Raw genomic sequence first — 23,606 nt, 5'->3', positions numbered from 1 at the left:
GCACGCACTCATGACAAGGAGCTCGACGATGAGCATCATCCTGGACCGACCCGGCGCCACAGACGCCGACCGCGAACGCCGAGCCGACCTCGTCGGCCGCGCCGCCAAGCTCGTCCCCCTGCTGGCCGGCAACGCCGCCACCACCGAGGCCGACCGCCGCGTCGTCGAGGAGAACATCACCGCCCTCGACGAGGCCGGCCTGCTGTCGATCATGCGTCCCACCCGGTTCGGCGGTCTGCAGACCGACTTCCGCACCAAGCTGGAGGTCTCCCGGGAACTCGCCCGGGGCTGCGCCTCGACGGCATGGGTCACGACCCTGATGAACGTCTGCGCGTGGTTCACCGGGCTGTGGCCCGAGCAGGCCCAGCGCGACGTCTGGGGAGAGAACCCGGACGCCCGGGTCGCCGGCGTGCTGGCCCCGACCGGCGCGGCCCGCCCGGTCGAGGGCGGCTGGATCGTCACCGGCCGTTGGGGCTGGGCGTCGGGCTCGGCGCATTCCGAGTGGGCGCTGGTCGGCCTCCCGCTGACCGACGCCGATGACACCCCGACCGACCAGGGCATGGTCCTGATCCCGATGTCCGATCTGACCGTCGAGGACACCTGGTTCGTCGCCGGCATGCGCGGCACCGCGTCCAACACCCTGGTCGCCGAGGAGGTGTTCGTCCCGACCCACCGCTACGTCTCGGTCGGGCCCGCCATCGTCGGCGCGAACGAGCTCGCCCACCCCGACGAGGCGCTCTACCGGTCCGCGTTCGTGCCGGTCGCGGCCCTGGTGCTGGCCGGACCGCAGCTGGGCATGGCGCAGGCCGCCCTGGACCTCGTGTGTGAGAAGGCCCCGAAGCGTTCGATCTCCTACACCTTCTACGACACCCAGGTCGGTGCGCCGACCGTGCAGCTCGCCGTCGCCAAGGCCGCGTCGCTGATCGACTCCGCGCACCTGCATGCCTACCGCGCCGCCGCCGATATCGACTCCTACGCCGCCCGCGGCGAGTACCCCGACTACGACACCCGGGCCCGGCTGCGGATGGACACCGGTGCCGCGGTCACCCACGCCCGCGAGGCGATCCGCATCCTCGTCTCCGCGCACGGCGCCTCGTCGTTCGCCGAATCCAGCCCGCTGCAGCGCATCTGGCGCGACTCCGAGACCGCCAGCCGCCACGCCGTCGTCAACCCCGAGATCGCGACCGAGGTCTACGGCAAGTCCCTGCTGGGGATCCGCGGCGACGTGACGGCCCTGGTCTGAGAGGAGTTCTGATGCGCTACGGAAACCTGGCGGGCCGCCTCGCCGTGTTCACCGACGGCGGCGCGGTCGACGCCGAAAAGGCATCGAACGGCCGATTCGGCCCGGACCCACAGAATGTCTACGACGACTGGGACGCCTTCACCACCTGGGCGTGCGCTGTGGACGGCGCCGACGCCGTCCCGTTCACCCACGGTGAGCTGGGCGCGCCGGTGCCCGCACCCGCGCAGGTGTTCGCGATCGGCCTGAACTACCGCGACCACGCCGCGGAGTCCAAGCTCGCCGTCCCGGACCGGTTCCCGCCGGTGTTCACCAAGTTCCGCTCGTCGCTGACCGGGCCGGTGACCACGGTGGAGCTGCCACCCGGCGGGAACACCGACTGGGAGGTCGAGCTCGTCGCCATCATCGGCCGGCGCGCCGACCGGATCCCCGCCGCAGACGCCTGGTCCCACGTGGCCGGGTTGACCGCAGGGCAGGACCTGTCCGAGCGGGTCGGGCAGCTGTCCGGCCCCGCCCCGCAGTTCAGCCTCGGCAAGTCCCACCGCGGATTCGCACCCACCGGCCCCTGGGTCGTGACCGTCGACGAGTTCGACGACCCCGCAACGCTCGCGCTGAGCTGCGCCGTCGACGGCGAGACCGTGCAGGACGGCACCACCGGCGACCTGCTCTTCGGGATCCCCGCGCTGATCGAGGGCCTGTCCGCGGTGACGCCGCTGCTTCCCGGCGACCTGCTGTTCACGGGAACCCCCGCCGGCGTCGGCGCCGGCCGGACCCCGCCCCGCTTCCTGCAGGCGGGCGAGGTCCTCACCAGCCGGATCTCCGGCATCGGCACCCTCACCCAGACCTTCGTCCCCGGGAGAACATCGTGAGCCTGCACCGCCTCGCCTCGGTCACCATCGGCGTACCCGACCTCGACGCCACCGCTCAGTACTACACCGATTTCGGCCTGGCCCCCGTCGAGGGCGGGTCCTCCGAAGAGCGCCGCTTCGCCACCACCGACGGTGGCGAGCAGCTCACCCTCGTCCGCACCGCCGTCCGCCGGCTCGTTGCGATCACCGTCGGCGCCGACGACCCGGACGACCTCGGCCGCGCCGCCGCCGGGCTGGCGTCGATGGGGGTGTTCTCGACCCGCGACGGCGACCGCCTGCACACCACCGAGCCCGCCAGCGGGGTCGACGTCCAGGTCGCCGTCACCCCGCGGATCGTGCAGCCCGAGGTGGCCCCGACGCCGTACAACGGGCCCGGCCGCATCGAGCGCGCCGGCGCCCGCGCGCCGGGAGTCCTGCGCGACGACCGGGTCCGCCCGCGCAAGCTGGGCCACGTCGTGCTCGGCAGCACCGACATCGCCACCACCGAGCGTTTCTTCCTCGACGGCATCGGGTTCAAGCTCTCCGACCGCGTCGCCGGCGCCGGGGCGTTCATGCGCTGCTCCACCGACCACCACAACGTGCTCGCGATGAACGCGCCGGTCAGCTTCCTGCACCACACCTCGTGGCAGGTCGACGACGTCGACGACGTCGGCCGCGGCGCGGCCGCGATGCTGGAGGCCGACCCCGACCGGCACGTGTGGGGCCTCGGCCGCCACCACGCCGGGTCGAACTTCTTCTGGTACCTCAAGGACCCGGCCGGGAACTTCTCCGAGTACTACTCCGACATGGACTCCGTCATCGACGACCAGCTGTGGACGCCGGAGACCCTGGAGGGGGCCAAGGGGCTGTTCTCCTGGGGGCCGCCACCCCCGCCGTCGTTCCTGCGGCCGGACGACCTGGCCGAACTGATGACCGGAGCCCACCTGCCCGGCTGACGGGGCATGCCGGGGCCGACCGGCCCTGGCTTCCCTCCCCCAACGGACTGGCCGCCACCTCACCGTCGTCGAGGTCCGCCCGCCCGAGTCGTGTCGCGCGACCGGTCACCCAGAGTCGAGGGTGCGACGCAGGCGAACCATGAACGTCGCCGACGGTGTGACGCGGCCGCTGGCATAGGTGGACAGCCGCGACGCCGAGGTGCCGAGCAGTGCGGCGAGCTGGGCGCGGGTCATGTTCGCTCGTTCGATGGCGCGACGAACCTCGGCGGCTACGGTCTCGCGTTCGGCGGCTACCGCGCGATCGCGCGCCCGAGCGATCACACGTTCCATGAGCTCGGCGACGCCGTAGGGCCGCGAGTGGGTGAGAACCTCCTCCACCTGACGGGCGGTCCGGCCCCACGGCTCCTGCCGGATCTCGGCGCTGAGCCGTTGCCAATGGCCGAGATCACCCCGTTCGAGGGCTGCCTGCACTGCCTCGGTCGGCCAGTCACGTACCGGATCGGACGGGTCGACCGTCAGGTTCCGAAAGGACAGGGTCACTACGTCACACCTCACCTTCAGCCATCTCGGCGGCTATCTCCCCGGATACCTCACGAACCTGCTCCCACTTGGTCCACCGGGCAGCGAGATTGCGGTACGCGTCGAGTTGTCCGGTGACAGAGACGTCCTTGGGCCGGGGGTCGGCCAGTTGCCGAGCAAGCTGTGCCGCCACACCGCGCCCCTCGCCACGCTGGTCCTGATAGTAGGAATCGAGCCGGGCAAGCACTGCGGCCGATGGGGCAATGCCGTAACGGTCGGCGAGGGCTGCGACATCCAGGTAGTCCCGAGTCTGATTTCGGCGGACGATCAGAAACCCCTTGATCCGGAGCGTCTCCTCGGCCGTAGGGACACGCAGCTCGCGCCCGGAGGCCAGCTGCACAGTCGCGGTCTCCAGTGGGCGTGCCCGGATCATCTGCCGGACACCCGCTTCGATGTCTCCCAACCGACCTAAAATGATCTTCCCCGGCCTCACACGGTTGGTGACCCAGCCGTCCTCCGACTCGATCGCCTCCAAGACCGTGTCGAACCGGTCGCGCAGATCAGCGAGGACATGGTCGTGATCGAACGAATCGCGATGCCCTGCATAGAGAGCGGCCGCGGATCCACCGACCAGAACCGCATCGGGCACGATCTCCTGTAGGCGGGCGGCGGACTCGAGCACAGCAGTCAGCTCGGGCCCTAGCTCGCCGAGCGAGTGCCGCGTGGGTGAATCACGTTCTCGGCCATCCACTGCGAGATCTTATCATATGTGATAACTACGATCGAAGCTACGACGACAATCGGTCTGGCCGCGCCGCCGCTTCAACGAGCTCGCCGCGGTAGGCCCGGACGATCAAGTTGCTCAGTGCCGCCGTGCACGGCGCGACCCCTTCGGACACTCGCGCAGGCGCTGACTCGCTCCACCGGAACTCGCTCAGATCTTCGGCTCGTCGGCGTCGACCACCGATCTCCGAGCCTGCCGCTGGTAGTCCGGCGAACGATCGCTATGTGGCGCTGACCGGGTCCGCTTCCGGGCTAAGCCCAGCTGCCGTGCGCTCTCTCGATCGGCAGGCCCGCACGGGCGCAGCCGACGGATCTCGACCCGGTCCTCCACCCTCGTCACCTCGCGCAGCTCGGCGGGAAGGGGCAAGCTTGAGGTACCCGTGCGGGCGCGATCCGACGACAGCTTTCGCTCGAAGGTCGTCCTGGACACCTCGTCGACAGCTCACCGACCGAGTGCGACCACACCCGACCGTGCGAGCACGTCGCGGTGTCCGGCGAGATGAGGGTGGCAGCCGAGCCGACCGCCGCGGTGCTGGCCGCGATCGTGAACCCGGTGCCGCCGCGCGGCGGCACGGACCTGGCCAGCACCCCGCCCACCACTGCCAGCGGTGGAGCCTGTTCGCGCAACAGGCGCAGTAGCTCGTCCAAGGCGCCTGCGGGGCCTTCGGCCTCGATCAGCACCCCGCGTTCGTCGTTACCGACGAAGCCGGACAGCCCCAGACCGGTCGCCGCCCGGTACACAAACGGTCGGAAGCCGACGCCCTGCACGATCCCGGTCACCCGGACGGTCCGGCGCTCGACAGTCCTGACCGTACCGGTCATCCGAGCCGCCCGATCGCCTCACCGACGTGCACCAGCACCCGGTCGCCGACCGCGGCCGAGACCAGAGCGATGCTCACCTGCTCATGAGTGCCGGCGCCGGTGTCGACCAACGCCATCTCGTCGTCGAGCAGCACCGCGACGGTGGCCTCGACCGCCGCGTCCGAGCAGGTGATGCACTCCGGACCGGAGCAGGATCGACCGTCAGGTTCACTCGATGTCGCGGCTGTGGGGGCGCAGGGTGGAGGCGACGGGTCGCCGTCGCGGGGGCTCGGAGCAGGCATGGGTCACCCCCTCGTGAGCGATCCCGTTCACCGCGGCGTAGCGGTCCAGGAACTCCTGCAGTGCCGCGTGCGCCTCCTCGAGATTCCGGACCTGGCCGTCCAGGTGAGCCTGGCCCGCGGCCGTCAAGTGGTAGGTGCGCCGGGCGGGCCCGACGGCCGAGGCGTGCCACTCGGATCGGACGAATCCGCGCTTCTCCATCCCGCGTAGGGCACGGTAGATCCCACCGGCGTCGCCCTCACCATCGTGCAGGCGGGCGCAACCGTCCGGCCAGCCCGTAGCCGTGGTCGTCCTGCTCGCGCAGGAGCAGCAGACACGGTGTCAGGAAGTTCCGCGGTTCCAGTTCAGCCATGGGTGGCCCCCAACGGTGGTGGACGGGGCCTCGTGCGACTCCGACTTTGCCAGGGAGTGACTTCACTCACAAGTCCTGCTCTCCGTTCCACGATGAGCAACAGATCAGCACCATGACCTCTGCCACCCCAGCGGGCCGGGCGGCAGTCCCGCGGGCGCTGCCACCACGAAGCGGGCACCCGGCTGCCGAGCCGACCAGCGGGCAGTGTTCAGCTGAGACACGGGGTCGAACTCCGAACCCGTGGGATCCACGGTGAAGGCCTTCGCGACAGATCCCCACGCGGAACCCCTGTCGTTGCGCTACGACCAGCCATGGGACAGACCTCCCGGCCTGCAATGACGGAGACCTACTCCGGACAGCACATCCAGCTGCCGGTCGATCGTCGGCAGCTCGCCGCGACCGGACACGGACACGGACACGGACTGCGTACCGCACGAGGCCCTGTTCACCGCCAGATCCGGACTGGACACCGAGCGGCGGTCGCCCACCCTCATCTGAGGGTGGGCGACCGCCGCTCGTCTCCCTACGGTCGTTGCCTGGAGATCGACGGGTCGCGGGCCCTCCCCTTCCACCTGCACCGCGCTGGTGGCGACGCCCTCGACACCGCGGTCACCGGCCCGCCGCGTGAGCGGCCCGAACCAGCCTGTCGCAGTTCACCGCCCCGATCTGCGGCCGCGCTCCCTGCCGACCCCGAGGAGTGGCATTGCGCCTGACCCGGTCCAAGCTGATCGTCTCCGTGAGCTGCGCCCTCGTCGCGTCCGGCATCGCGGTGTCCGGTGCCGTCGCCGACCCGACCGGCAACAACGCTGTCCGCCCGCTCGAGGTGAATCAGACCGAAGGCTTCGCCGAGGGACAGAACCAGGTCTTCACCTACGGGCAGAACTTCCACTGCACGATCGAGCCGTTCGACGACCTCGATGGCGTGGCGCGTGAGGGCGACGGTGTCCCGGCCGCAGCGGACCCCGACGAGATGTACGTGCCCGAATGCATCGCCGGAGAGACGGCCGGCGGTTCCGAACCCGTGATCAGTCCGGCCGGGATCCCTGCCGAGCAGGCCCGGCGGTTCTGGGCGATCGTCCCCACGTTCGACGCGAACGGGAACGGCGTCCCCGAAGGCCTAGACCCCACCCCCGCCGTCGATCTGCAGTGCCCGGAACCCGGACCGCCGGTCACGGCGAAGCGGCTCCCGTTCGGTTCGTGCACCATGCACCCCAGCGCCGTGCTGATCGACCCGATCGCGGGCGAGGCCGTCCGCAACATCGTCGGCGTCCCGGCGCCGGATCTGCCCGGCGCGCCCGGCCTCCCCGGCGAGCTGCCGGTGGACCCGCCGGCCGCGGTGCCGACGGTCGGGCCGGGCGTCGTGGTTCCACTACCGAGCCACAGTCATATCGCCGAGACCACGGAGGACGGCCAGGTCTGGTGGCAGGTCATCGTCGTCCTGGTCCGCGAACAGTCGGTCTGGCCTGACCGGGACGGCAACTGTTCCGCGGGCAGGGAGAAGTGCCTGACCTCGATCGACGCGCTGCGCTCCGCGCAGGCGGGCGGTGAAACGGTCGCGGGCCGAGACATCCCGACCAACCTGTGGCTGTTCTTCGCAAACGAGCCCGAGCAGGGGCCCGTCGGGGCGGACGCCCCCGTCGACCACCACGCCGGGATGAACCACGGATGACTCCGCACCTGCGGGTGGCCGTGCGATCCGGCCTCCGCACCGTACTCGTCCGGACTCTCGCCACCGGTGTTCTCGCCGCTGCCTGCGCCGCACCGGTCGCGGCCGGTACCGCCGAGGCGGCCGAGCGGGAGGTCGTCTCGGTGCTCGGCGCCGTCACACCGGCGCCGCCCGCGGGCAGCCTGGTCACCGTCATGGCGGACGGCGCCCTCGCAGCCGTCAACTCGACCGACGTCCCGCTCGTCCTGGCGGCACCCGACGGCCGGGACGTCGTCCGGGTCTCGGCCCGGGGTGTCGAGGTCGACGCCGCCCACCCCTTTACCTTCGAGTCCCGCAACCCGCCCGACGTCCCGACCCGCCTGCCCGACGGCGTCGCCCTCGGCGCACCGCCCCGGTGGACCGTGGTGTCGCAGGACGTGTCCTGGCGCTGGTATGACCCCCGCACCCGACCGGACGCGGTGCGAGCCCCGGGTGGTGGGCGCCCCGGCAGCTCGGAAGTCGTAGCCACCTGGTCGGTACCGATCAGGGTCGGCGGCGCTGCCCTGGACGTCAGCGGCCGGCTGGAGCTACGTCGGCCGGCCGGATGGTTCCGGGTGGAACCCGATCCCGCCCCGGAGGGCCTATCGATGACGGTCGCCCAGGGCCCACGGCCGAGCGTGATCCTCAGCGTCCCCGAGACCGGGCCGGTCTCGATCGCCGGGCTGGACGGCGAGCCCTTCCTCCGCCGCACCGCCGGGGGCGCCTGGGAGGCCGATCTCGCGAGCCGCACCTACCGCCTGAACCTCCTCGGGTCCGGCAGTCCCGTCCCGGCGGGCGAGGGCTGGCGTCCCTACGCGGCGCCGGGACCGGTCAGCTGGACCGACGCCCGGCTGGTCCCGCGGCCCGACGACGACACCCCCGCCCGGTGGGCCGTCCCGGTGCTGCTCGGCGACCGCGAGGTCCGGCTGACCGGCGGCGTCCGGCACGTGCCGCAGCCCGGTGAGAGCACCGGCCCGGGCACGGACGGAGTGCAGGCCGCCGCGCTGGCGGCGGTGATCGTCCTGCTCGGCGCCACCGCCGGAGCGCTCGCGCTGCGGAACCGCCGGCTCCACACGGAACGGGGCCTGGTGTCGTCACGCCCGTCATCGTCTCGACCACCAGGAGCGAACGCCCCATGATCTCGAACCGCACGATCCTCGCCGGCGTCGCCGGAGCCGTCACGGCCGTCGCCCTCACCGGCTGCGGCGGCCCGACGCCGGTCCCGACCGCGGCCGGGGCACCGCAGGCCACGACGAAGGCCGCTGCTCCGGCGGCACCCGCGGCACCACCCGAGCAGCGGGTGGAGCTGCGCGTCACCGGCGGCGAGGTCGAGGGCGGCCTCGCCAGGGTGGAGGTCGAGCGCGGTGCCCCGGTCGTGATCGTCGTGACGAGCGACCGCCCCGACGAGGCGCACCTGCACGGGTACGACCGTGCCGTCGAGCTCCAGGCGGGCCGGCCTGCCGAGCTGCGGTTCACCGCCGACGTCCCGGGCTCGTTCGAGTTCGAGCTGCACGAGAGCGGCGCCCAGCTCGCGAGGGTCGAGGTCCGGTGACGGTCCCCGCCCACGGGATCGGTACGCGAAGCGATCTCCCCGTCCCGATCGGGCCGGCCGCTGCCGCGGCGGCGGCGGCGCTCATCATCTCCTTCGTCGTGCTCGCTCTGCTCTGGCGGCGGCCGCGGGTCACGGGACCCGGCCGGCCGCTGCCGGCGCGCCTGGCCGCCGCGGTCGAGCACCCCGCCCTGCGTACCGTGCTGCGGGCGGTGACGCTGGCTGGAGTCGCCGTCGTCGTCCTCGTGGGGTTCCTCGGCCCGGCTGAGGCCTCCGACAACCTCGCACCGTGGGCCCTCTACGTGACCTTCTGGGCCGGCCTGGTCCCGGCGTCGCTGGTCGCGGGCCCTGTCGTCCGTCTCGTCAACCCGCTGCGGCTCCTGCACCCCCTGCTCGTCCGCCTGCTGCGGGTCCCACCGACCGGATTGCGACCGCTGCCCGGACGGCTCGGCTACTGGCCCGCGGCCGGCTCCCTGCTGGCCTTCGCCTGGCTCGAGCTCGTCGCACCCGGTCGTTCGGATCCCACGTGGGTGGCGGCGTTCGTCGCCGGGTACGCCGTCGTGCACGTGGGGGCCGCCGTCGTCTTCGGACGCACGTGGTTCGACCGTGGCGACGGCTTCGAGGTCTACTCGACCCTGCTCGGGTCGCTCGCGCCGATCGGCCGCTCGGTCGACGGGCGGCTCGGTGTCCGCAATCCGCTCGACGGGCTCGACCGCGTCGTCCCGGGACCCGGTCTGGTGGGCGTGCTGGTCGTTCTCGTCGGTTCGACCGGGTTCGACGGCCTCTCCCGGACACTGTGGTGGGCGAGGGCCGTGGACGAGGGCGTCGTCACCGGGACGCTGGGACTCGCCGCGACCGCCCTCGCCGTCGGCGTGATCTACCTGCTCGGCTGCGCGGCGATCACGCCGGAGCGCGCTCACGAGGGCCACCGGCCGGGACCGGCGGCCTTCGCGACGACGCTCGTCCCGATCGCGGCGGGCTACGCGCTCGCGCACTACTTCAGCCTGTTGCTGTTCGACGGCCAGCAGACCCTGATCCTCGCCGGCGACCCGTTCGGGACCGGTCTCGACCTCCTCGGCACCGCCGGTACGGCGATCGACTACGGCCTGCTCGGCACCAAGTCGATCATGGTCGTGCAGCTGCTCGCGATCGTCGCTGGCCACCTCGTCGCGTCGCTGGCCGCACACGACCGGGCCGTCCGGATGTACCCGACTGCCGACGCGCTGCGCACCCAGTACCCGATGCTGACCGCGATGGTCGCCCTGACGATCGGCGCGGTCGGGCTCCTCTTCGCCGCCTGACACCCTCGAACACACTCACGCATACTCCGCATATGCGGACTCTTTGGTGTGCAAACGGGTGAAGATGCGGACTTCTGGGAACTTTCGCTCGTTGGCCAGGTATGTGCGCAGTCAACGGCAACGTCGCCGCGGATCCGGACGCGGCGGTCACCGTCGAGCCGGTCGCGTCGTCGCAGCACCACCGGCGCGTTCCACACGCACCGTTCGGAACGCTCGCGGACCTGCGGAGGAGCCCGGTGCGCCGTCCGGTCGAGACCGGCGAGACCGCCGCCGAGACCGCGCGACGGCAGGCCGGCGCCGAACGCCAGCACCTCGCCGGGGCGCTGCACGACCAGATCGGGCCGTTGCTCTTCGCCATCGCGGCCGGCACCCAGCGGGCCCGGGCGCTCCACGGGGACGACGTCGTCGAGCTCCACCGGACCCTGGAGCGGATCTCCGAGCAGGTGCTCGAGGCCTCCGACCGGATGCGGGACATCCTGGCCGGATCGGCTCCGGCGGACCCGGGCGAGGCCGTCCCCTCCGCGATCGACCGCGATCTCACCGACCTGAGGACCCGCAGCTCCCTGGGCACGCAGCTCATCGTGCGGGGTTCCGCCCGCCGATTGACCGCACAGCAGGAGCGCGCGGTCCTCGCCTGCGCCCGGCAGGGGTTGCACAACGTCGAGAAGCACTCCGGGGCGACGCAGGTGGTGGTGACCCTGACCTACTCACCGGGCTCGGTCACGCTCGTGGTCCTCGACGACGGGCGCGGGATCGACCCGGGAACCGTCCTGGCCGCCGTCCCCGAGGGACGGAACCGGTGGGGCTTCGTCTCGATGGTCCGTGAGGCCGAGCAGAACGGCGGCGAGATCTCCTTGCGCGACGTCGACGGCGGCGCCGCACTGCGGCTACGCCTGCCGACCTGACGGCCGGCCGCGATGAGTGACCCCGGCGGCCCCGCCACGGTGCTGATCGTCGACGACCACCCGGTCGTCGTCGACGGCGTCGGCGCACTGCTGGAGGCCACCGCGGACCTGCGTGTGGCCGGGTGGGCGTCCGACCGCGCGACGGCGATCACCGAGGCCGGCCGTCTCTGCCCGACCGTCGTGCTGCTGGACCTGCGGATGCAGGGGACCTACGCGCCCGGGATGCCCGCCCGGATCACGTCCGTCGCTCCCGGGACCCGAGTGCTCCTCCACACGGCGACCGAGGAGCTCGAACCCGTCCGGGCGGCGCTGGCCGGAGGCGCCGACGGTGTCGTCTTCAAGGACAGCCGGCTGCTGGTCGAGGCGTTGCGCGCCGTCGTCGCCGGGCAGATCCCGTACGTGGACGCCCGGCTGCTCGCCCGCGAACGGGGACCCGAGGGCGGTCGTCCGGCCTCGCAGGTCCTCTCCCCCCGGGAGTACGAGCTCCTGTGTGCCGTCGCCACGGGGCAGTCGACGCGTGAGATCGCGCAGGCCCTCTTCCTGACCGAGAGCACGGTCCGCAGCTACCTGAAGTCCCTGTTCGTCAAGCTCGGGGTGCACAGCCGGATCGAGGCGCTCGCCGAGGCACGGCGCCAGTCCCTGATCTAGGGGTCGCCGCGGGACGGGCCGGGCGGCGGCCTGTGCCGTACCGCCGCCCGGCCCCCGATGCCCGACCGCGATCAGCGGTCGGCGCCGACCTCCCTGCGGTGGGAGCCCGGTGCCGGATGATCGTCCGGCCCGGCATCGTGTCCGGAGCGTCCGCGGCGCAGCCACCACCACAGCCCGGCGCCGACGAGCAGCAGCAGGACCGCCGACCCGCCGATCCACCACCAGGTGGCGTCCCCGCCCCGCTCCACGGGGGTGAACGTGGTGACTCCGGCGACGTCGACCCGCTGTCCGTCGATGACCATCGCGACGGACCAGTCCTTGACGTCGGCCGGGCCGGTCATCGCGTAGAGCTCCGCGGGAGCGAGATCGGGTTCGGCACCTCGGACGGTGAACGACGCCTGCGGGGTGCTCCCCATCCCGACCCACTGCGGCGCCGCCGCCGGGTCTCCGCCGGACGCGATCTGCCCGCTCTGCTGGGCCAACCACGTGGGGCTGAGCTCGTTGTGCTCGACCCCCTCTCCCGTCAGGCGCAGGAACGGCTCGCCGACCTCGCCGAGAACGATCACCTCCTGGTCACGCCGGTTCTCGACGGAGACACCCGGCACGGGGTTGCCGGGCAGTGCAGCCAGCCGGACTCCCGGAGCCGGCTCCAGGTTCTCCAGCGAGGGGACGAACGAGCCGAGCGGCGGCCGGTACTCGAAGTGCCCGTCGACGGTGCCCTGCCGGTCCCCGTAGCCGACGGGCACCGACCAGGCCCCGAAGGGCTCCAGCGTGTCCATCGAGTCCTTCTGGTCGTCGGTGAGCACGGCGTCGTGCAGGCGGTGGTCGAACCACCCCCAAGCCGGGTCCTGGCTGACCCGCACCCACACCGGCGTGCCGCGGTCGACCGCCCGCGGCGGGACCGTCACGTCACCTCCCACGAGCTTGGAGGTGTACCAGTCCGGCGAGCGGAAGTTCGCCAGAACGCCTTCCGGCCCGATCCGGAACAACGGGTCGCCGGCCGCCGACATCACCGTGGCCTCGGTCGGCGTCGGGTTCTCCAGCACGAACTGCGATCCGAGGGAGGTCGTCTGCACGGTGAGCGAGACGCCCGGCATGTCCAGCGCGACGCGGTCGAGCACCGCGGCGATCGACGGGTCGGCGGCCCCGTGGGCGGACGCCGAGGGTGCGACCACGATCCCCATGAGCCCGACGACGAGGGGGACGACGATCCAGCGGGCCGCACGCCTGAGGTGGGCCCGTGTGACGGCCGGGACGGATGTGACTGCGGGGCCGATGCGCCGAAGCGCCCGTCCGGTCCGGACGAGCGCTTCGGCGGTGCCCCGTGAGGAGCGGTGAGTCATGAGCGTGACCTCGGGATGCGTCGGTGGTCGTGGCCCCGCCGTCGCGGCTGTCTCCGCGTCTCGCTGCCGCCGAGCGGCAGCTTCGGCAGCAGCCCCTGATCGGGCTCGTTCTCCACACCGCCCGGCGGACCCTGCTCGGGCTCGGTGCCGTCCCCGTTCAGGTTGGGCTCGCCCTCACCGATCCCGCTCCCGGTCGTGTCCGGGATCGGGGTGGTGACACCGGGGACGCCCTGCGGGACACCCAGCGGGTCCTCCTGGCCCGGCACGGTCGGCGTCTCCAGCGGGTTCGGCGGGTTGCCGAGCAGCGTGTTCGCCTCGGTCCGGGTGGCCCCGTTGGGCTCGAAGCCCTCGACCGTCTCGGGGCCCATCGGCTGGATCGCCTCGCCCGTGTCGGACTCGTCCGACACCTTGACGATGCGCGCCACCGACGGGACCGAGCCGCCCTCGCCGTCCGCCCGGTTGATGAAGAGGTAGTAGTAGCCGGGAGGGGCTGCGACGCCGTCCTGCGGGGTGCTGGCCTGCAGCTTCCCGCCCTCCGACGCCGTGAACGGCAGTTCCAGGGTCCGGGTGTCGTTGTCCATCACGTGCTGCGGCGACGGCATCCGCATGAGCGTGACCTTCTCGACCGACTTCGCGTCGTCGGTGCGGATGTCGAAGTCCTCGCCCCAGGCGATGCCCTGCTGGACACCGTCGATGTTCGGACGGTCGCCCTTGTGCAGGTAGGGGGGCGAGAAGATCTCGAACGACGGGTCCTTGTCGTTGTTCCCGGTCACGCCCGGAACCGCGTCACGCTGGACGCTGTAGCCCAGCGAGATCGGCGAGTTGCCACCGACAAGGACCTGACCGTTGGGCAGCAGCAGCGCGTTGTTGTGGTAGGTCCGCGCACGCTCCGGCAGCGCCATCTCGGTGAAGGTGTTCGTCTCCGGGTCGTACATCTCGGGCTGCTTGACCGGCAGCTCGGCCCCCGGGAAGACGACCTCGTCGTTGCGGGCCCCGCTGGTCAGCAGCGTCTTGCCGTCCGGCAACGGGGTGGGCTGGCTGAACCAGCGCCCTTCCGCCATATTCGGTCCCGGCACGTTCGAGACGCCGCCGTCCTTGTCGACCGTGGTCAGCGTCGTGCTCGGGGTCGCGACGTAGGTTCCCGGCGGCGGGCCGAAGTTCCCGCCCGCCCGCAGGATCGTCATCGTGTCGTACGGCGCCTTCATCGGCAGGGCGACCGACGCCGGCGAGCTGCGCGGCAGGGTGATGCCGGTGTTCTCCCACTCCTTGGTCTCGGAGTTGAAGAAGCCCTGCTGGGCGAACAGCGCCTCGTCCACGGCCTGGCCGAAGGGCCCGAACATCTGGCCGTCGCCGCTGTAGAACAGCTTGCCGTTGGGCGTCAGGTACATCCGGGCGTTCTGCGGGAGCGTCTTCTCCGACGCCGGACCGCTGTAGTCCTCGGTCCACTGCTCGGTCGCCGGGTCGTAGGTCTCGGTCCGGCGGACCTGCGACCCCTGCGTGGACTTGATCAGCTTGACGGTGCCGCTGACCGCGGAGACCTTCCCGTCGGGCATCGTGGTGACCGAGGGGTACCAGCGGCCGAACTTCATCGGCGAGGTCGCGTCCCACCGGTCGGTCTTCGCGTCGAACGTGCGCGCGCTGCGCAGCCCCTCGAGCTCGATGACGCCGACGTTGAGCGGGTCGCCGTCCGCCTTCTCCAGGACCGACGGCTCGTTGTACCAGTCGGTGCCGCCGACCAGCAGGTTCCGGCCGTCCGGGAGCTGTGCGATGTCGGCGCAGAAGATGTCGCCGTCGTTCTCCGGGACGTCGTCCGGTGCGCAGGTCGGCTCGGCCGACGGGCCGCCGAGCTGCTCGTTGGCGGAGCCGACGAGCCCGTCGCCGCCACGTCCGGGGACGCCGGCCACGCCGAGCGGCGCGTCGGTGAGGCAGTCGTCGCTGGTCCGCCCCTCCTCGATCGTGGGGCTGGAGCCGTCGGTCGTCTCGTTCTCGGGATTCGTCCACGACGGCGTGCCGTCACGCAGGTCCAGCACCCGCGTCCGGCCGTCCCGTGCCTCGGCCGAGAGCGCCGGGACCACCGACTCCTCGGCGTTCTCCTCGCTCTCGATCCCGTTGCCGTACAGGATCCGGCCGTCGGGCAGGGCGGCCGTGGTGACGGCCGCGGGCTTGCACCGCAGGCGGTCCCGGTCGTCACCGGGGTTGTCGCTGGGCACGACCTCACACCGCGGGGTCGCCGCCCCGCCCTCCTCGAACGGGACCGACCAGGACCCTTCGGCGGCCGGGTCGCCGTCCGGAGCGGCGAGGACCATCGGGGCGGTGACCACGCCGCCTCCGGTCGCGAGGGCGGCAACCGTCGCGAAGGCGATCAACCGCCGTCCCGAGACTCTGGGACGTCTCATGAGCACTCCTCTCAACGCCCGCGACCTGGGGAGTCGACCGACCTCCGGGGAGCTGGAGTCGGAGGCACGGGCTCGAATGGAGTAAAGGGGCCCCTGCACTGGCGGCAATACCCTCATCTGGGGGCACGCAGGGTCGTGCCATGCGGGCTGGCCCCGATGGGCCCCGCACGGGCCACCCTCTGCGGTGACGGTGTGTGGCGACGCCGAGAACCGCCGTCTTGCATGTGGGGCGGTTCCTCAGCGCAGGAGGGCGCTCAGCCAGGTCCCGCGGTGTCGTTCGAGATGATCGGTGTTTCGCTTCCACACAACACCGTGCCCGGCCGCCCAGAGCGTTGCCCAGGGCTCGGTTCCTGTGTCCGCCCCTTCCTGCAGGAGCCGATACATCGCGCGGGTCCGGTCCGGGAGGAGGTCGACGAGCCGCCGACGGGCGTTCTCATCCAGCCCGTAGGCGTCGACGAGACAACGCAACCGCACCTCGGGGTCCGGTCGGGCCCAGCCGGGGTCTGCGCTGAGTGGGATGAGGCTGTGGGCGGCGTAGGCGAGATCCCAGAGCCGGGTGCCCGGAGCGGCGGTGTCCCAATCGATGAGATACCAGCCGTGTCTCGAACGCACGAGGTTCCAGGCAGCGAGGTCGTGGTGGACGATCAGCTCCGCACCCACGTCGGGGATCACGACCTGCCATCGTGCCTCGGCCGGTGGTGTGAACTCGGCTGATGCGTCGTGGAAGGCGCGGATCAGCTTCCCGATCTCGGTCAGGGCTCTGGGCGGGTCGAGCAGGTGGTCGTGCCCGGGATGGACGACGGCACCGGGCAGGTAGGTGAGAATCTCCCGCCCGTCGTCGTCGATGCCTAGCGGCCGCGGGACCCGGCCGAAGCCGACGTCGTGGAGATGCCGCAGGAATGCATGTACCGCCGGGGTGTGCGGACCGGCCGGGCGCCGCACCGTGTTCCCGGTCCTGACCACAGCCGGGCTGACGTTACCGCCACCCAACGGTTCCTCGTCGTTCATCGCTCTCTGGCCGTGTGACGACCTCGGCGAGGTCTCCGCCCGGGCGTCGGGACGAACCGGACACGACGAGACCGACGACGGTCGCCATGTCGGCGGGCCCGCCGACCGGCCAGCGTTTCCCCGGCGTCGGTGGCGTCGACCGCCTCCTCACCGCCGCTGATCGCTTCGGCCCGGCCGAGCGGCCGGCGGTGGTGGTGTCGCCTGGGCCGGATCGCTGTGGGGCACCTCGATGACCACGTCGGTCGACTTAACGATGGCGACAGCCATCGAGCCCGGCTCGAGCTGCAGGTCACGTGCCGCCTCGCTGCTGATCAGCGACACGACGCGGTGCGGGCCGCACTGCATCTCCACCTTGGCCATCACCAGGTCCGTGACGACCGAGGTGACGAGCCCGACCATGCGGTTGCGCGCGGACCGGCCGCCCGGCGACGGGTCGGTCACGGTGGCTCCGGGACGGTCCCGGGCGAAGCCGGCGAGCTCGGCCCCCTCGACGACCATCCGGTTGGACCGATCGCTCGTGGATGGCAGTTCCCCGGCACCGATCCACCGGCGGACGGCGTCCTCTCCGACCCCCATGATGCGAGCGGCGGTGATGACCCGGTACTGCGGCATACCGCCGGATTCTAGGCCCGCACGGCAGGGTGATCACCTCGTTCTGATCGGTGAGATTCATGCCCGCCGCCCGCCCGCAGCTCAGATGTCGAGGAGCTGCTCATGGAAGCCACCGAAGCCGCGGGCGGGATTCACGATGTGGATCTCCAGGATCCAGTGGCAGGCCTGGCCCGACGGAGCGGTCCGGCGCAGCGGTGACGTGTTGCCGTCGGTGATGTAGCTGGCACGTTGCTCGCCGTCGATGCGCTCGTGCGGGAACTCGCCGACGAGGTGCCCGGTGTGGGTCTCGGGGTGTTCCCAGCCGGAGTCGGCGATCCGGTCCAGTACGTATCGGTAGAGCTGCTCGCCGGTGATGTCGGGTTGCTCGCGGAACCGGTCGCGGCCGGCGTTCCACAGCCGCGGGAGGTCGGCGGCCAGCCGGTGGCGGGCTGGGTCGTCGCCCAGCACGTAGGTGCGCCCGAAGTCGGCTTCCCACTCCTGGAAGACCGGGCCGAAGTCGATGAACACGATGTCGTTGGCGGCGATGGTCAGGTTCGGCGGGTTCTCCCGGTAGGGCGCCATTGTGTTCCTGCCCGCTCGCACGATCCGCTTGTGCCAGAAGCGGCGGATCCCGTACATCTCATCCGCCAGGTCACGGATCCGATCCGACACGTCCTGCTCGGTCACCCCAGCGACGACGAATCCGCGCCGCAGCGCCTCCTCGAACAACGTCGCCGCCTTCGACTCGGCGCCCCGCAGGGACTCGACCCTCGCCCGCTCGGCCGTGCTCATCGCCATCTCGTCCCCGTCCTCCGGGTCGCCGCCACCGCTCCCGCGGCGGGAGCGGCTGTGATCGATACGTCCGATCGTCCCATCTGAGACCCGCATCGTCCCGCAATTGCGGTACGGATCGAGCAAGAGAACCGTGACTGCGGTACCTGCAGCACTCGAGGAGGAGTCATGGCCACGATTCTCTGCGTTCTCTACGACGACCCGGTCGAGGGCCGCCCGGCGATCTACGCCCGCGACGGGCTGCCGCACCTGGAGAACTACCCCGACGGGCAGACCCTGCCGACTCCGTCGGCGATCGACTTCACTCCTGGTGAGCTGCTCGGCAGCGTCTCCGGCGAGCTGGGTCTGCGCCGCTTCCTGGAGGACCGGGGCCACGCCCTGATCGTCACCTCCGACAAGGACGGGGCCGGCTCGGAGTTCGAGCGCAGGCTCCCCGAGGCCGACGTCGTCATCTCCCAGCCGTTCTGGCCCGCCTACCTGACCGCCGAGCGGATCGCGAAGGCACCGAACCTGAAGCTGGCCCTGACCGCGGGGATCGGTTCGGACCACGTCGATCTGGACGCCGCGATCGAGCACGGCGTCACCGTCGCCGAGGTCACCTACTGCAACTCCATCAGCGTCGCTGAACACGTTGTGATGATGATCCTCTCCCTGGTCCGCAACTACCTGCCCGCACACCAGTGGGTGCTGGACGGGGGCTGGAACATCGCCGACTGCGTCGCCCGCGCCTACGACGTCGAGGGCATGGACGTCGGCACGGTGGCCGCCGGCCGGATCGGGCTGGCCGTGCTGCGCCGACTGGCACCGTTCGACGTCCGGCTGCACTACACCGACCGCCACCGGCTCCCGGCGGAGGTCGAGCAGGAGCTGAACCTCACCTACCACCCGGACGCCCGGTCGATGGCTCCCCAGTGCGACGTCGTCACGATCAACGCTCCGCTGCACCATGAGACCCGCAACCTGTTCGACGACGACCTGCTCGCCTCCATGCGCCGCGGCGCCTACCTCATCAACACCGCCCGGGGGCTGATCGTCGACCGGGACGCGATCGTGCGGGCGCTGGAGAGCGGCCGGCTCGCCGGATACGCCGGGGACGTCTGGTATCCCCAGCCCGCACCTGCCGACCACCCCTGGCGGTCCATGCCACACCACGGCATGACACCGCACATCTCGGGATCGACCCTCTCCGCGCAGGCCCGCTACGCTGCCGGCACCCGCGAGATCCTCGAGGCCTTCCTCTCGGGCGGCCCGATCCGCGAGGAGTACCTGATCGTCGACGGCGGACGACTCGCCGGCACCGGCGCCCACTCCTACAGCGCGAAGGACGGAGACCGATGACCTCCAGGCTGGGCGCGCTGGGTTCCCTCCTCGCGGCGAAGAAGCGGCTCGGGCTGCGGTGGGCGACCATCGCGGAGACGCTGGGCCGATCCACCGAGTGGACGACTTCGGCGCTCCTCGGCCAGCAGACCCTGTCCGCGGAGCAGGCCGCGGCCGCCGGTGAGCTGCTGGAGCTCGACAGCACGGTGGTCGAGGCGCTCACGCTCCCGCCGGAGCGGGGCGCCGGCGCCGTGGACACCACCGACCCGCTCGTCTATCGGCTGGGCGAGGTCGTGCAGGTCTACGGCTCGACGATCTCCGAGCTGGTCCGTGAGGAGTTCGGGGACGGGATCGTCTCGGCGATCGACTTCGAGCTCGGTCTGGAGCGGGTCGCCGACCCGAAGGGCGACCGCGTGGTGATCACGCTCAACGGGAAGTTCCTTCCCTACCGCACCTGGTGACCGGGCGGCGGCTCGAAGTAGTACCCGTGGTGGAGCCGGCAACCCGGGTTGAACGGGGCCGAGCACCGGGGGCACCCGTCGGTATCGACATAGGTGTCGACGCTCATCTCGGTCCGGCACACCCCGCACAGCACCGCCGGTTCCGACCGCTCCGCCGCGGGCCATCGCCGCGCGGGGTGGTCGGCGTGCTCGGCGTGGCAGTGCAGGCACGGGTAGTACCGGTCGCAGCACCGGAACCGCATGGCGACGACGTCGAGCGGTCCGCGGTAGTGCGTGCAACGGGCCTCGTGGTCGACGACGGCCCCGTACACCCGCAGGTCGTTCCCGTCCGTCCCGTTCACGACCGACGCACCTGGGGACGCGCCCCGCTCCAGGCCGCCCAGAGGCGGGCGTAGTGTCCGTCGCCGGCAGCCAGCTCGTCGTGCGTCCCGGACTCGACGATCCAGCCGCCGTCCATGACCAGGATCCGGTCCGCGGTGACGGTCTGCCGCAGCCGGTGCGCCACCACGAGGCCGGTCCGTCCGGTGAGGACAGCTGCTGCCGCGTCCTCGAGCCGGATGGCGTCCCGGCTGCCTGCTTCGGCCGTCGCCTCGTCGAGCAGGACGACGGCCGGGTCGGCCAGCAGCGCACGAGCCAGCGCGACCTGGGCGACCTGCTCGGCGCCCAGGTGGTGGCCGAGCTCGCCCACGATCGTCCGCACGCCGTCGGGCAGCTCGGCGACCCAGTCCGCGCCGACCGCCTGCAGCGCGTGCACGACGTCGTCGTCGGTCGCGTCCGGCCGGGCGAGCCGCAGGTCCTCGGCCAGCGGGCCGGCGAACACGTGCGTCTCCTGGGTCACGAGCACGAGCGGCGTGTCCCGGTCCGATGGTGCCCCGGCCCAGGTCACCCGGCCCTGGCTCGGCGGGGCGAGACCGGCCAGCAGGACGGCGAGGGTGGACTTCCCGGCCCCGCTCGCCCCGACGAGCGCGACCGTCTCCCCCGCGCGCAGGTGGACGGACACGTCGGACAGGACCGGTGCCTTCGTCCCCGGATAGCGGTGGGTGACCGCGTCGGCGACGAGATCCCCGCAGCGCGACACCGGCGCACCGGCCGTGGGTGCCGGTGCCGCACCGATCACCCCGACGATCCGTTGCAGGCTCGCGAACGCCGACTGCACCTGGTCGAAGCTCGACACCAGCAGACCGAGCGGGTTGAACAACCGGTGGAAGTACAGCGCTGCCGCAGTCACTGCTCCGACCGACGCTGAGCCGGTCCGGACCAGGACGAAGCCGGTGACCACGATCGAGGCGAGGCCGACCAACTCGGCGATGTTTACCCACTTGCCCCAGGCCGTCGCGAACCACACGACCGCACGGGAGATGTCCCGTGCCCGACACGACGACTCCCCCACCAGCTCGACGTGGCGCTCCTCGGCCCCGTACGCGCGCAGCGTAGGCAGCCCCTCCAGGGAGGACACCAGCGCCTCGGCGCGGTCGCCGAACGCGGCGCGCTCCTGCGCGTAGCGGGCCGCGGCGCGCGGGAGGTACCAGCGCAGCGCGAACACGTAGACCGGGATCGAGAGCAACCCGGCGGCGGCGAGCCACGGATCGAGCGCGAACAGCCCCACCATCGTCAGCCCCACGGTGAGCACGGCACCGACCCACGGCGCGAGCAGCGCGGCGACGACCTCGCTGATCACGGCGACGTCGTCACCGACCCGGCTCAGCAGGTCACCGCGACCGGACTCCTCGATCTCGGCCGAGGGCATCCGCATCGCCGCCGCCACGGTGTCCTCCCGCATCCTGGCCAGCACCCGCTGCCCGATCCGGGCCACGAGCGCCCCGCTCACCGCGGTCAGGACCGCCGCCCCGACGCCCGAGCCGGCGACCAACGCGGTCAGACCGACGATCGTGCCGGCATCGCCGCCGGCGATCACGGCGTCGACCATCCGGCCGATCGCCCACGGCGCGACAAGACCTGCAAGCGAGGCCAGCACCGCCAGCGTCACCGTCGCGGCGGTGAGTCCCCGCCGATCACGCAGGTACCCGGTGACCGCCCGCCGAACCCGGACGGCGTCGGCGAGGGGAAGGCGTGCGGTCATCCGACGGTCCTCCTGCAGTAGTCGGGTTCGGCGTCGAGCAGCGCGGCGTGCGTCCCCGCGACGACCTCGCCGGAGGACCGCACGAACAACACCCGGTCGGTGCGGTCGAGCAGGACGGGACTTGTCGTGACCAGGATGGTCGTGCGAGGCCCAGCCTCCGGGCCGTGGCGCAGCGCGCGCAGGCCGTCCGCGACGGACTCCTCGGTCACCGGGTCGAGCGCGCTCGTCGGATCGGTGAGCACGAGTGCCTCCGGGTCGGTGTGCAGTGCGCGGGCCAGCGCGATCCGCTGGCGCTGACCACCGGACAGGCTCAGGCCCCGGTCGCGCAGCGAGGCACGCAGCCCCTCGAGCCGTCCGTCCACGAGGTCGGCGCCACCGGCCGCGACCAGCGCCGGTCGTAGGTCCTCCGGTTCGCCCGCCGGCCGCCCGAGGGCGAGGTTGTCGGCGAAGGTCCCGGCGAACAGGTGCGCGCGGACCGGTTCCACGTGCACGTTCCGCGGTGGCTCGCCGTCCCATCCGACGACGAGCCGCCCCGGCCCGTCGCCACGCAGGACCGCGAGCAGGTCCTCGACCACCGGCGGGTCGGCGACGACACCGGTGCACCCGTCGACAGGCAGCAGGAGCGTGACCCCCGGCTCGTCGGGGGCCGCCGCCGTCCGAGGCGCCACGGTCCCGTCGAGGACGCCGGCGACGCGCCCGGAGCTTGCGAGCGCCGCCGCCCCGAACTGCAGGTACATCCCTGCCGCCGACAGCGGCTCGGCGATGAACTGCGCCGCACCGACCGCGGCGACGAAGGCCCCAATCCCGATGGCACCCTGCACCGCCAGCAAGCCCGCCGAGAGCATCGACACGACCAGCACCACCGTCCCACCCAGCACCGTCGCCCCGAGCTGGACCGACTTCGCGGTGCCCGAACGGATCCCGGCTGCCTCGGCGGCCCGGCTGACCACGCGGTAGCGCTGCACCGCGGTCTCCTCGGCCCGGAGCCCGTGCACCACGCGCAGCCCGGTCACCAGGTCGGTGGCCAGCGCCGACGCGGCGGCCAGGCTCTCCTGCTGGCCCTCCACACGTCGGGCGAGCAGCGGGGACAGGGTGTTCAGCGCGACCGTCGTCACCACCGCCGTGGCGATCAGCAGCAGTCCGATACGGACATCGATCCCGAGCAGCACCACGCAGCTGACGGCCATCGCCGCCACCGCCCCGGCCAGACCCGCGATCCACACCACGGCCCGCGAGACCTGGTCCGCGTCCGACGACGCGATAGTGAGCAGCTCGCCACGGTGGCGGGCCGACATGAGGCCGCCGGGCCGCAGCAACCGTCCCGCCATCTCGATCCGCAGCGCGTGGGACTCGTCGACGACGGCGGTCCGCGCCAGCCGTGCGAACCACCGGTAGCAGACGTTCAGCGTCGCGAAGAGCAACACGAGCCCAGCCACGCACACCAGCAGTGCCGTGGCCTCTCCGGTTGCGACGGCCTGGTCGATTGCCACCCCGATCGCTACCGGCACCAGCGCCTCGCAGGTCTGGTGTCCCATCAGGAGCAGAGACGCCCCGATGACCCGGCCCCGCCGGCGCCGCAACACCCGTCGTCGGACCCACCCGTGGTGCACGATTCCGTCGATGACCGCCTCCTCCGTCGGGTGATGAGGATGCCCTTACCCGGCACCGGGCCCGGCAGGGGGAGCCCGTGACACCGGCGCGACCCGGCGACTAGTCTCATTGTGACTAGTGA

General features: G+C 72.0%; 24 protein-coding genes. 11 read left to right on the top strand and 13 right to left on the bottom strand.

The window, feature by feature from the left end; genetic code table 11:
• Positions 1-28: 28 nt before the first annotated feature.
• The 3 genes from AD017_RS30415 to AD017_RS30405 are packed head-to-tail and all read left to right on the top strand — an operon-like array spanning position 29 to position 3,044.
• On the top strand, positions 29-1,243 hold the full coding sequence (locus AD017_RS30415) for an acyl-CoA dehydrogenase family protein (protein ID WP_082538494.1): 1,215 nt from the start codon (positions 29-31) through the stop codon (positions 1,241-1,243).
• Positions 1,244-1,254: 11 nt separating this feature from the next.
• Entirely contained in the window at positions 1,255-2,109 is an 855-nt protein-coding gene (locus AD017_RS30410) for a fumarylacetoacetate hydrolase family protein (RefSeq protein ID WP_060577142.1), read from the top strand.
• The gene (locus AD017_RS30405; RefSeq protein WP_060577141.1) at positions 2,106-3,044 is read left to right on the top strand and encodes a VOC family protein; all 939 of its coding nucleotides are present in this window, start codon (positions 2,106-2,108) and stop codon (positions 3,042-3,044) included. Before AD017_RS30410 ends, AD017_RS30405 begins: the two co-directional genes overlap by 4 nt.
• A 105-nt stretch (positions 3,045-3,149) precedes the next feature.
• Here the strand turns inward: AD017_RS30405 and AD017_RS30400 are convergent, their stop codons facing one another.
• The 5 genes from AD017_RS30400 to AD017_RS33900 form a co-directional block, all read right to left on the bottom strand.
• Positions 3,150-3,584, bottom strand: a complete 435-nt coding sequence (locus tag AD017_RS30400; RefSeq protein ID WP_060577140.1) for a multiprotein-bridging factor 1 family protein — start codon at positions 3,582-3,584, stop codon at positions 3,150-3,152.
• 4 nt (positions 3,585-3,588) lie between these two features.
• A complete protein-coding gene (locus tag AD017_RS30395; protein WP_227012950.1) occupies positions 3,589-4,245 on the bottom strand; it encodes a nucleotidyl transferase AbiEii/AbiGii toxin family protein in 657 nt (218 codons plus the stop codon).
• Between the two features lie 437 nt (positions 4,246-4,682).
• A complete protein-coding gene (locus tag AD017_RS30390) occupies positions 4,683-5,126 on the bottom strand; it encodes an acylphosphatase (RefSeq protein ID WP_255358518.1) in 444 nt (147 codons plus the stop codon).
• Between the two features lie 38 nt (positions 5,127-5,164).
• The gene (locus AD017_RS36750) at positions 5,165-5,302 is read right to left on the bottom strand and encodes a HypC/HybG/HupF family hydrogenase formation chaperone (RefSeq protein WP_369821718.1); all 138 of its coding nucleotides are present in this window, start codon (positions 5,300-5,302) and stop codon (positions 5,165-5,167) included.
• A gap of 73 nt (positions 5,303-5,375) precedes the next feature.
• Complete coding sequence (locus AD017_RS33900; RefSeq protein ID WP_227013401.1) at positions 5,376-5,669, bottom strand: PadR family transcriptional regulator; 294 nt, start codon at positions 5,667-5,669, stop codon at positions 5,376-5,378.
• Between the two features lie 833 nt (positions 5,670-6,502).
• Here AD017_RS33900 and AD017_RS30380 point away from each other — a divergent pair.
• From AD017_RS30380 to AD017_RS30355, 6 genes are all read left to right on the top strand, one after another.
• Entirely contained in the window at positions 6,503-7,468 is a 966-nt protein-coding gene (locus AD017_RS30380; RefSeq protein WP_060577138.1) for a hypothetical protein, read from the top strand.
• Positions 7,465-8,622 carry a hypothetical protein gene (locus AD017_RS30375; RefSeq protein ID WP_060577137.1) on the top strand — a complete coding sequence of 386 codons (1,158 nt, stop codon included), beginning with the start codon at positions 7,465-7,467 and terminating at the stop codon, positions 8,620-8,622. Before AD017_RS30380 ends, AD017_RS30375 begins: the two co-directional genes overlap by 4 nt.
• Positions 8,619-9,035: a hypothetical protein gene (locus tag AD017_RS30370; RefSeq protein WP_060577136.1), complete on the top strand. Its 417-nt coding sequence runs from the start codon at positions 8,619-8,621 to the stop codon at positions 9,033-9,035. The genes AD017_RS30375 and AD017_RS30370 overlap by 4 nt, the downstream gene beginning before the upstream one ends.
• Positions 9,032-10,333, top strand: a complete 1,302-nt coding sequence (locus tag AD017_RS30365) for a hypothetical protein (protein ID WP_060577135.1) — start codon at positions 9,032-9,034, stop codon at positions 10,331-10,333. The genes AD017_RS30370 and AD017_RS30365 overlap by 4 nt, the downstream gene beginning before the upstream one ends.
• 101 nt (positions 10,334-10,434) lie before the next feature.
• A complete protein-coding gene (locus AD017_RS30360) occupies positions 10,435-11,238 on the top strand; it encodes a sensor histidine kinase (protein ID WP_060577134.1) in 804 nt (267 codons plus the stop codon).
• Between the two features lie 12 nt (positions 11,239-11,250).
• On the top strand, positions 11,251-11,886 hold the full coding sequence (locus tag AD017_RS30355; RefSeq protein ID WP_060577133.1) for a response regulator transcription factor: 636 nt from the start codon (positions 11,251-11,253) through the stop codon (positions 11,884-11,886).
• A gap of 71 nt (positions 11,887-11,957) precedes the next feature.
• Here AD017_RS30355 and AD017_RS30350 read toward each other — a convergent pair whose 3' ends face one another.
• From AD017_RS30350 to AD017_RS30330, 5 genes are all read right to left on the bottom strand, one after another.
• Positions 11,958-13,070: a hypothetical protein gene (locus tag AD017_RS30350; RefSeq protein WP_145984190.1), complete on the bottom strand. Its 1,113-nt coding sequence runs from the start codon at positions 13,068-13,070 to the stop codon at positions 11,958-11,960.
• A gap of 155 nt (positions 13,071-13,225) precedes the next feature.
• Positions 13,226-15,625 (bottom strand): galactose oxidase early set domain-containing protein, encoded by a 2,400-nt coding sequence (locus AD017_RS30345; protein ID WP_168172346.1) that lies wholly within the window; start codon positions 15,623-15,625, stop codon positions 13,226-13,228.
• A gap of 237 nt (positions 15,626-15,862) precedes the next feature.
• Entirely contained in the window at positions 15,863-16,588 is a 726-nt protein-coding gene (locus AD017_RS30340; protein WP_369822006.1) for a phosphotransferase, read from the bottom strand.
• A gap of 192 nt (positions 16,589-16,780) precedes the next feature.
• The gene (locus AD017_RS30335) at positions 16,781-17,245 is read right to left on the bottom strand and encodes a molybdopterin-binding protein (protein WP_060577129.1); all 465 of its coding nucleotides are present in this window, start codon (positions 17,243-17,245) and stop codon (positions 16,781-16,783) included.
• 81 nt (positions 17,246-17,326) lie between these two features.
• Positions 17,327-18,016 carry a M24 family metallopeptidase gene (locus tag AD017_RS30330; RefSeq protein ID WP_060577464.1) on the bottom strand — a complete coding sequence of 230 codons (690 nt, stop codon included), beginning with the start codon at positions 18,014-18,016 and terminating at the stop codon, positions 17,327-17,329.
• Positions 18,017-18,184: 168 nt separating this feature from the next.
• Between AD017_RS30330 and AD017_RS30325 the strand changes: the two genes are divergently transcribed.
• On the top strand, positions 18,185-19,354 hold the full coding sequence (locus AD017_RS30325; protein WP_060577128.1) for an NAD-dependent formate dehydrogenase: 1,170 nt from the start codon (positions 18,185-18,187) through the stop codon (positions 19,352-19,354).
• Entirely contained in the window at positions 19,351-19,794 is a 444-nt protein-coding gene (gene cynS / locus AD017_RS30320; RefSeq protein WP_060577127.1) for a cyanase, read from the top strand. Before AD017_RS30325 ends, cynS begins: the two co-directional genes overlap by 4 nt.
• On the opposite strand, the gene AD017_RS30315 is transcribed toward cynS, so the two are convergent.
• Genes AD017_RS30315 through AD017_RS30305 form a run of 3 tightly spaced genes read right to left on the bottom strand, consistent with a single transcriptional unit; the run spans position 19,779 to position 23,409 of the window.
• Positions 19,779-20,135: a CHY zinc finger protein gene (locus AD017_RS30315; RefSeq protein WP_082538498.1), complete on the bottom strand. Its 357-nt coding sequence runs from the start codon at positions 20,133-20,135 to the stop codon at positions 19,779-19,781. The genes cynS and AD017_RS30315 overlap by 16 nt on opposite strands.
• Complete coding sequence (locus AD017_RS30310; RefSeq protein ID WP_060577126.1) at positions 20,132-21,874, bottom strand: ABC transporter ATP-binding protein; 1,743 nt, start codon at positions 21,872-21,874, stop codon at positions 20,132-20,134. The genes AD017_RS30315 and AD017_RS30310 overlap by 4 nt, the downstream gene beginning before the upstream one ends.
• Positions 21,871-23,409: an ABC transporter ATP-binding protein gene (locus AD017_RS30305; protein WP_145984192.1), complete on the bottom strand. Its 1,539-nt coding sequence runs from the start codon at positions 23,407-23,409 to the stop codon at positions 21,871-21,873. Before AD017_RS30305 ends, AD017_RS30310 begins: the two co-directional genes overlap by 4 nt.
• Positions 23,410-23,606: the final 197 nt, after the last annotated feature.

Source organism: Pseudonocardia sp. EC080619-01 (genome assembly GCF_001420995.1).
In the GTDB taxonomy this organism is placed as follows: domain Bacteria; phylum Actinomycetota; class Actinomycetes; order Mycobacteriales; family Pseudonocardiaceae; genus Pseudonocardia.
Note: the sequence above shows the minus strand (reverse complement) of the source record. Positions and strands in the feature narration are given on the sequence as shown.

Coding starts and splice junctions, on each gene's coding strand:
- AD017_RS30415 (WP_082538494.1), top strand. CDS start 29: ATGAGCATCATCCTGGACCGACCCGGCGCCACAGACGCCGACCGCGAA.
- AD017_RS30410 (WP_060577142.1), top strand. CDS start 1,255: ATGCGCTACGGAAACCTGGCGGGCCGCCTCGCCGTGTTCACCGACGGC.
- AD017_RS30375 (WP_060577137.1), top strand. CDS start 7,465: ATGACTCCGCACCTGCGGGTGGCCGTGCGATCCGGCCTCCGCACCGTA.
- AD017_RS30370 (WP_060577136.1), top strand. CDS start 8,619: ATGATCTCGAACCGCACGATCCTCGCCGGCGTCGCCGGAGCCGTCACG.
- AD017_RS30360 (WP_060577134.1), top strand. CDS start 10,435: ATGTGCGCAGTCAACGGCAACGTCGCCGCGGATCCGGACGCGGCGGTC.
- AD017_RS30355 (WP_060577133.1), top strand. CDS start 11,251: ATGAGTGACCCCGGCGGCCCCGCCACGGTGCTGATCGTCGACGACCAC.
- AD017_RS30350 (WP_145984190.1), bottom strand. CDS start 13,070: ATGGGGATCGTGGTCGCACCCTCGGCGTCCGCCCACGGGGCCGCCGAC.
- AD017_RS30345 (WP_168172346.1), bottom strand. CDS start 15,625: ATGAGACGTCCCAGAGTCTCGGGACGGCGGTTGATCGCCTTCGCGACG.
- AD017_RS30335 (WP_060577129.1), bottom strand. CDS start 17,245: ATGCCGCAGTACCGGGTCATCACCGCCGCTCGCATCATGGGGGTCGGA.
- AD017_RS30330 (WP_060577464.1), bottom strand. CDS start 18,016: ATGAGCACGGCCGAGCGGGCGAGGGTCGAGTCCCTGCGGGGCGCCGAG.
- AD017_RS30325 (WP_060577128.1), top strand. CDS start 18,185: ATGGCCACGATTCTCTGCGTTCTCTACGACGACCCGGTCGAGGGCCGC.
- cynS (WP_060577127.1), top strand. CDS start 19,351: ATGACCTCCAGGCTGGGCGCGCTGGGTTCCCTCCTCGCGGCGAAGAAG.
- AD017_RS30310 (WP_060577126.1), bottom strand. CDS start 21,874: ATGACCGCACGCCTTCCCCTCGCCGACGCCGTCCGGGTTCGGCGGGCG.
- AD017_RS30305 (WP_145984192.1), bottom strand. CDS start 23,409: ATGGGACACCAGACCTGCGAGGCGCTGGTGCCGGTAGCGATCGGGGTG.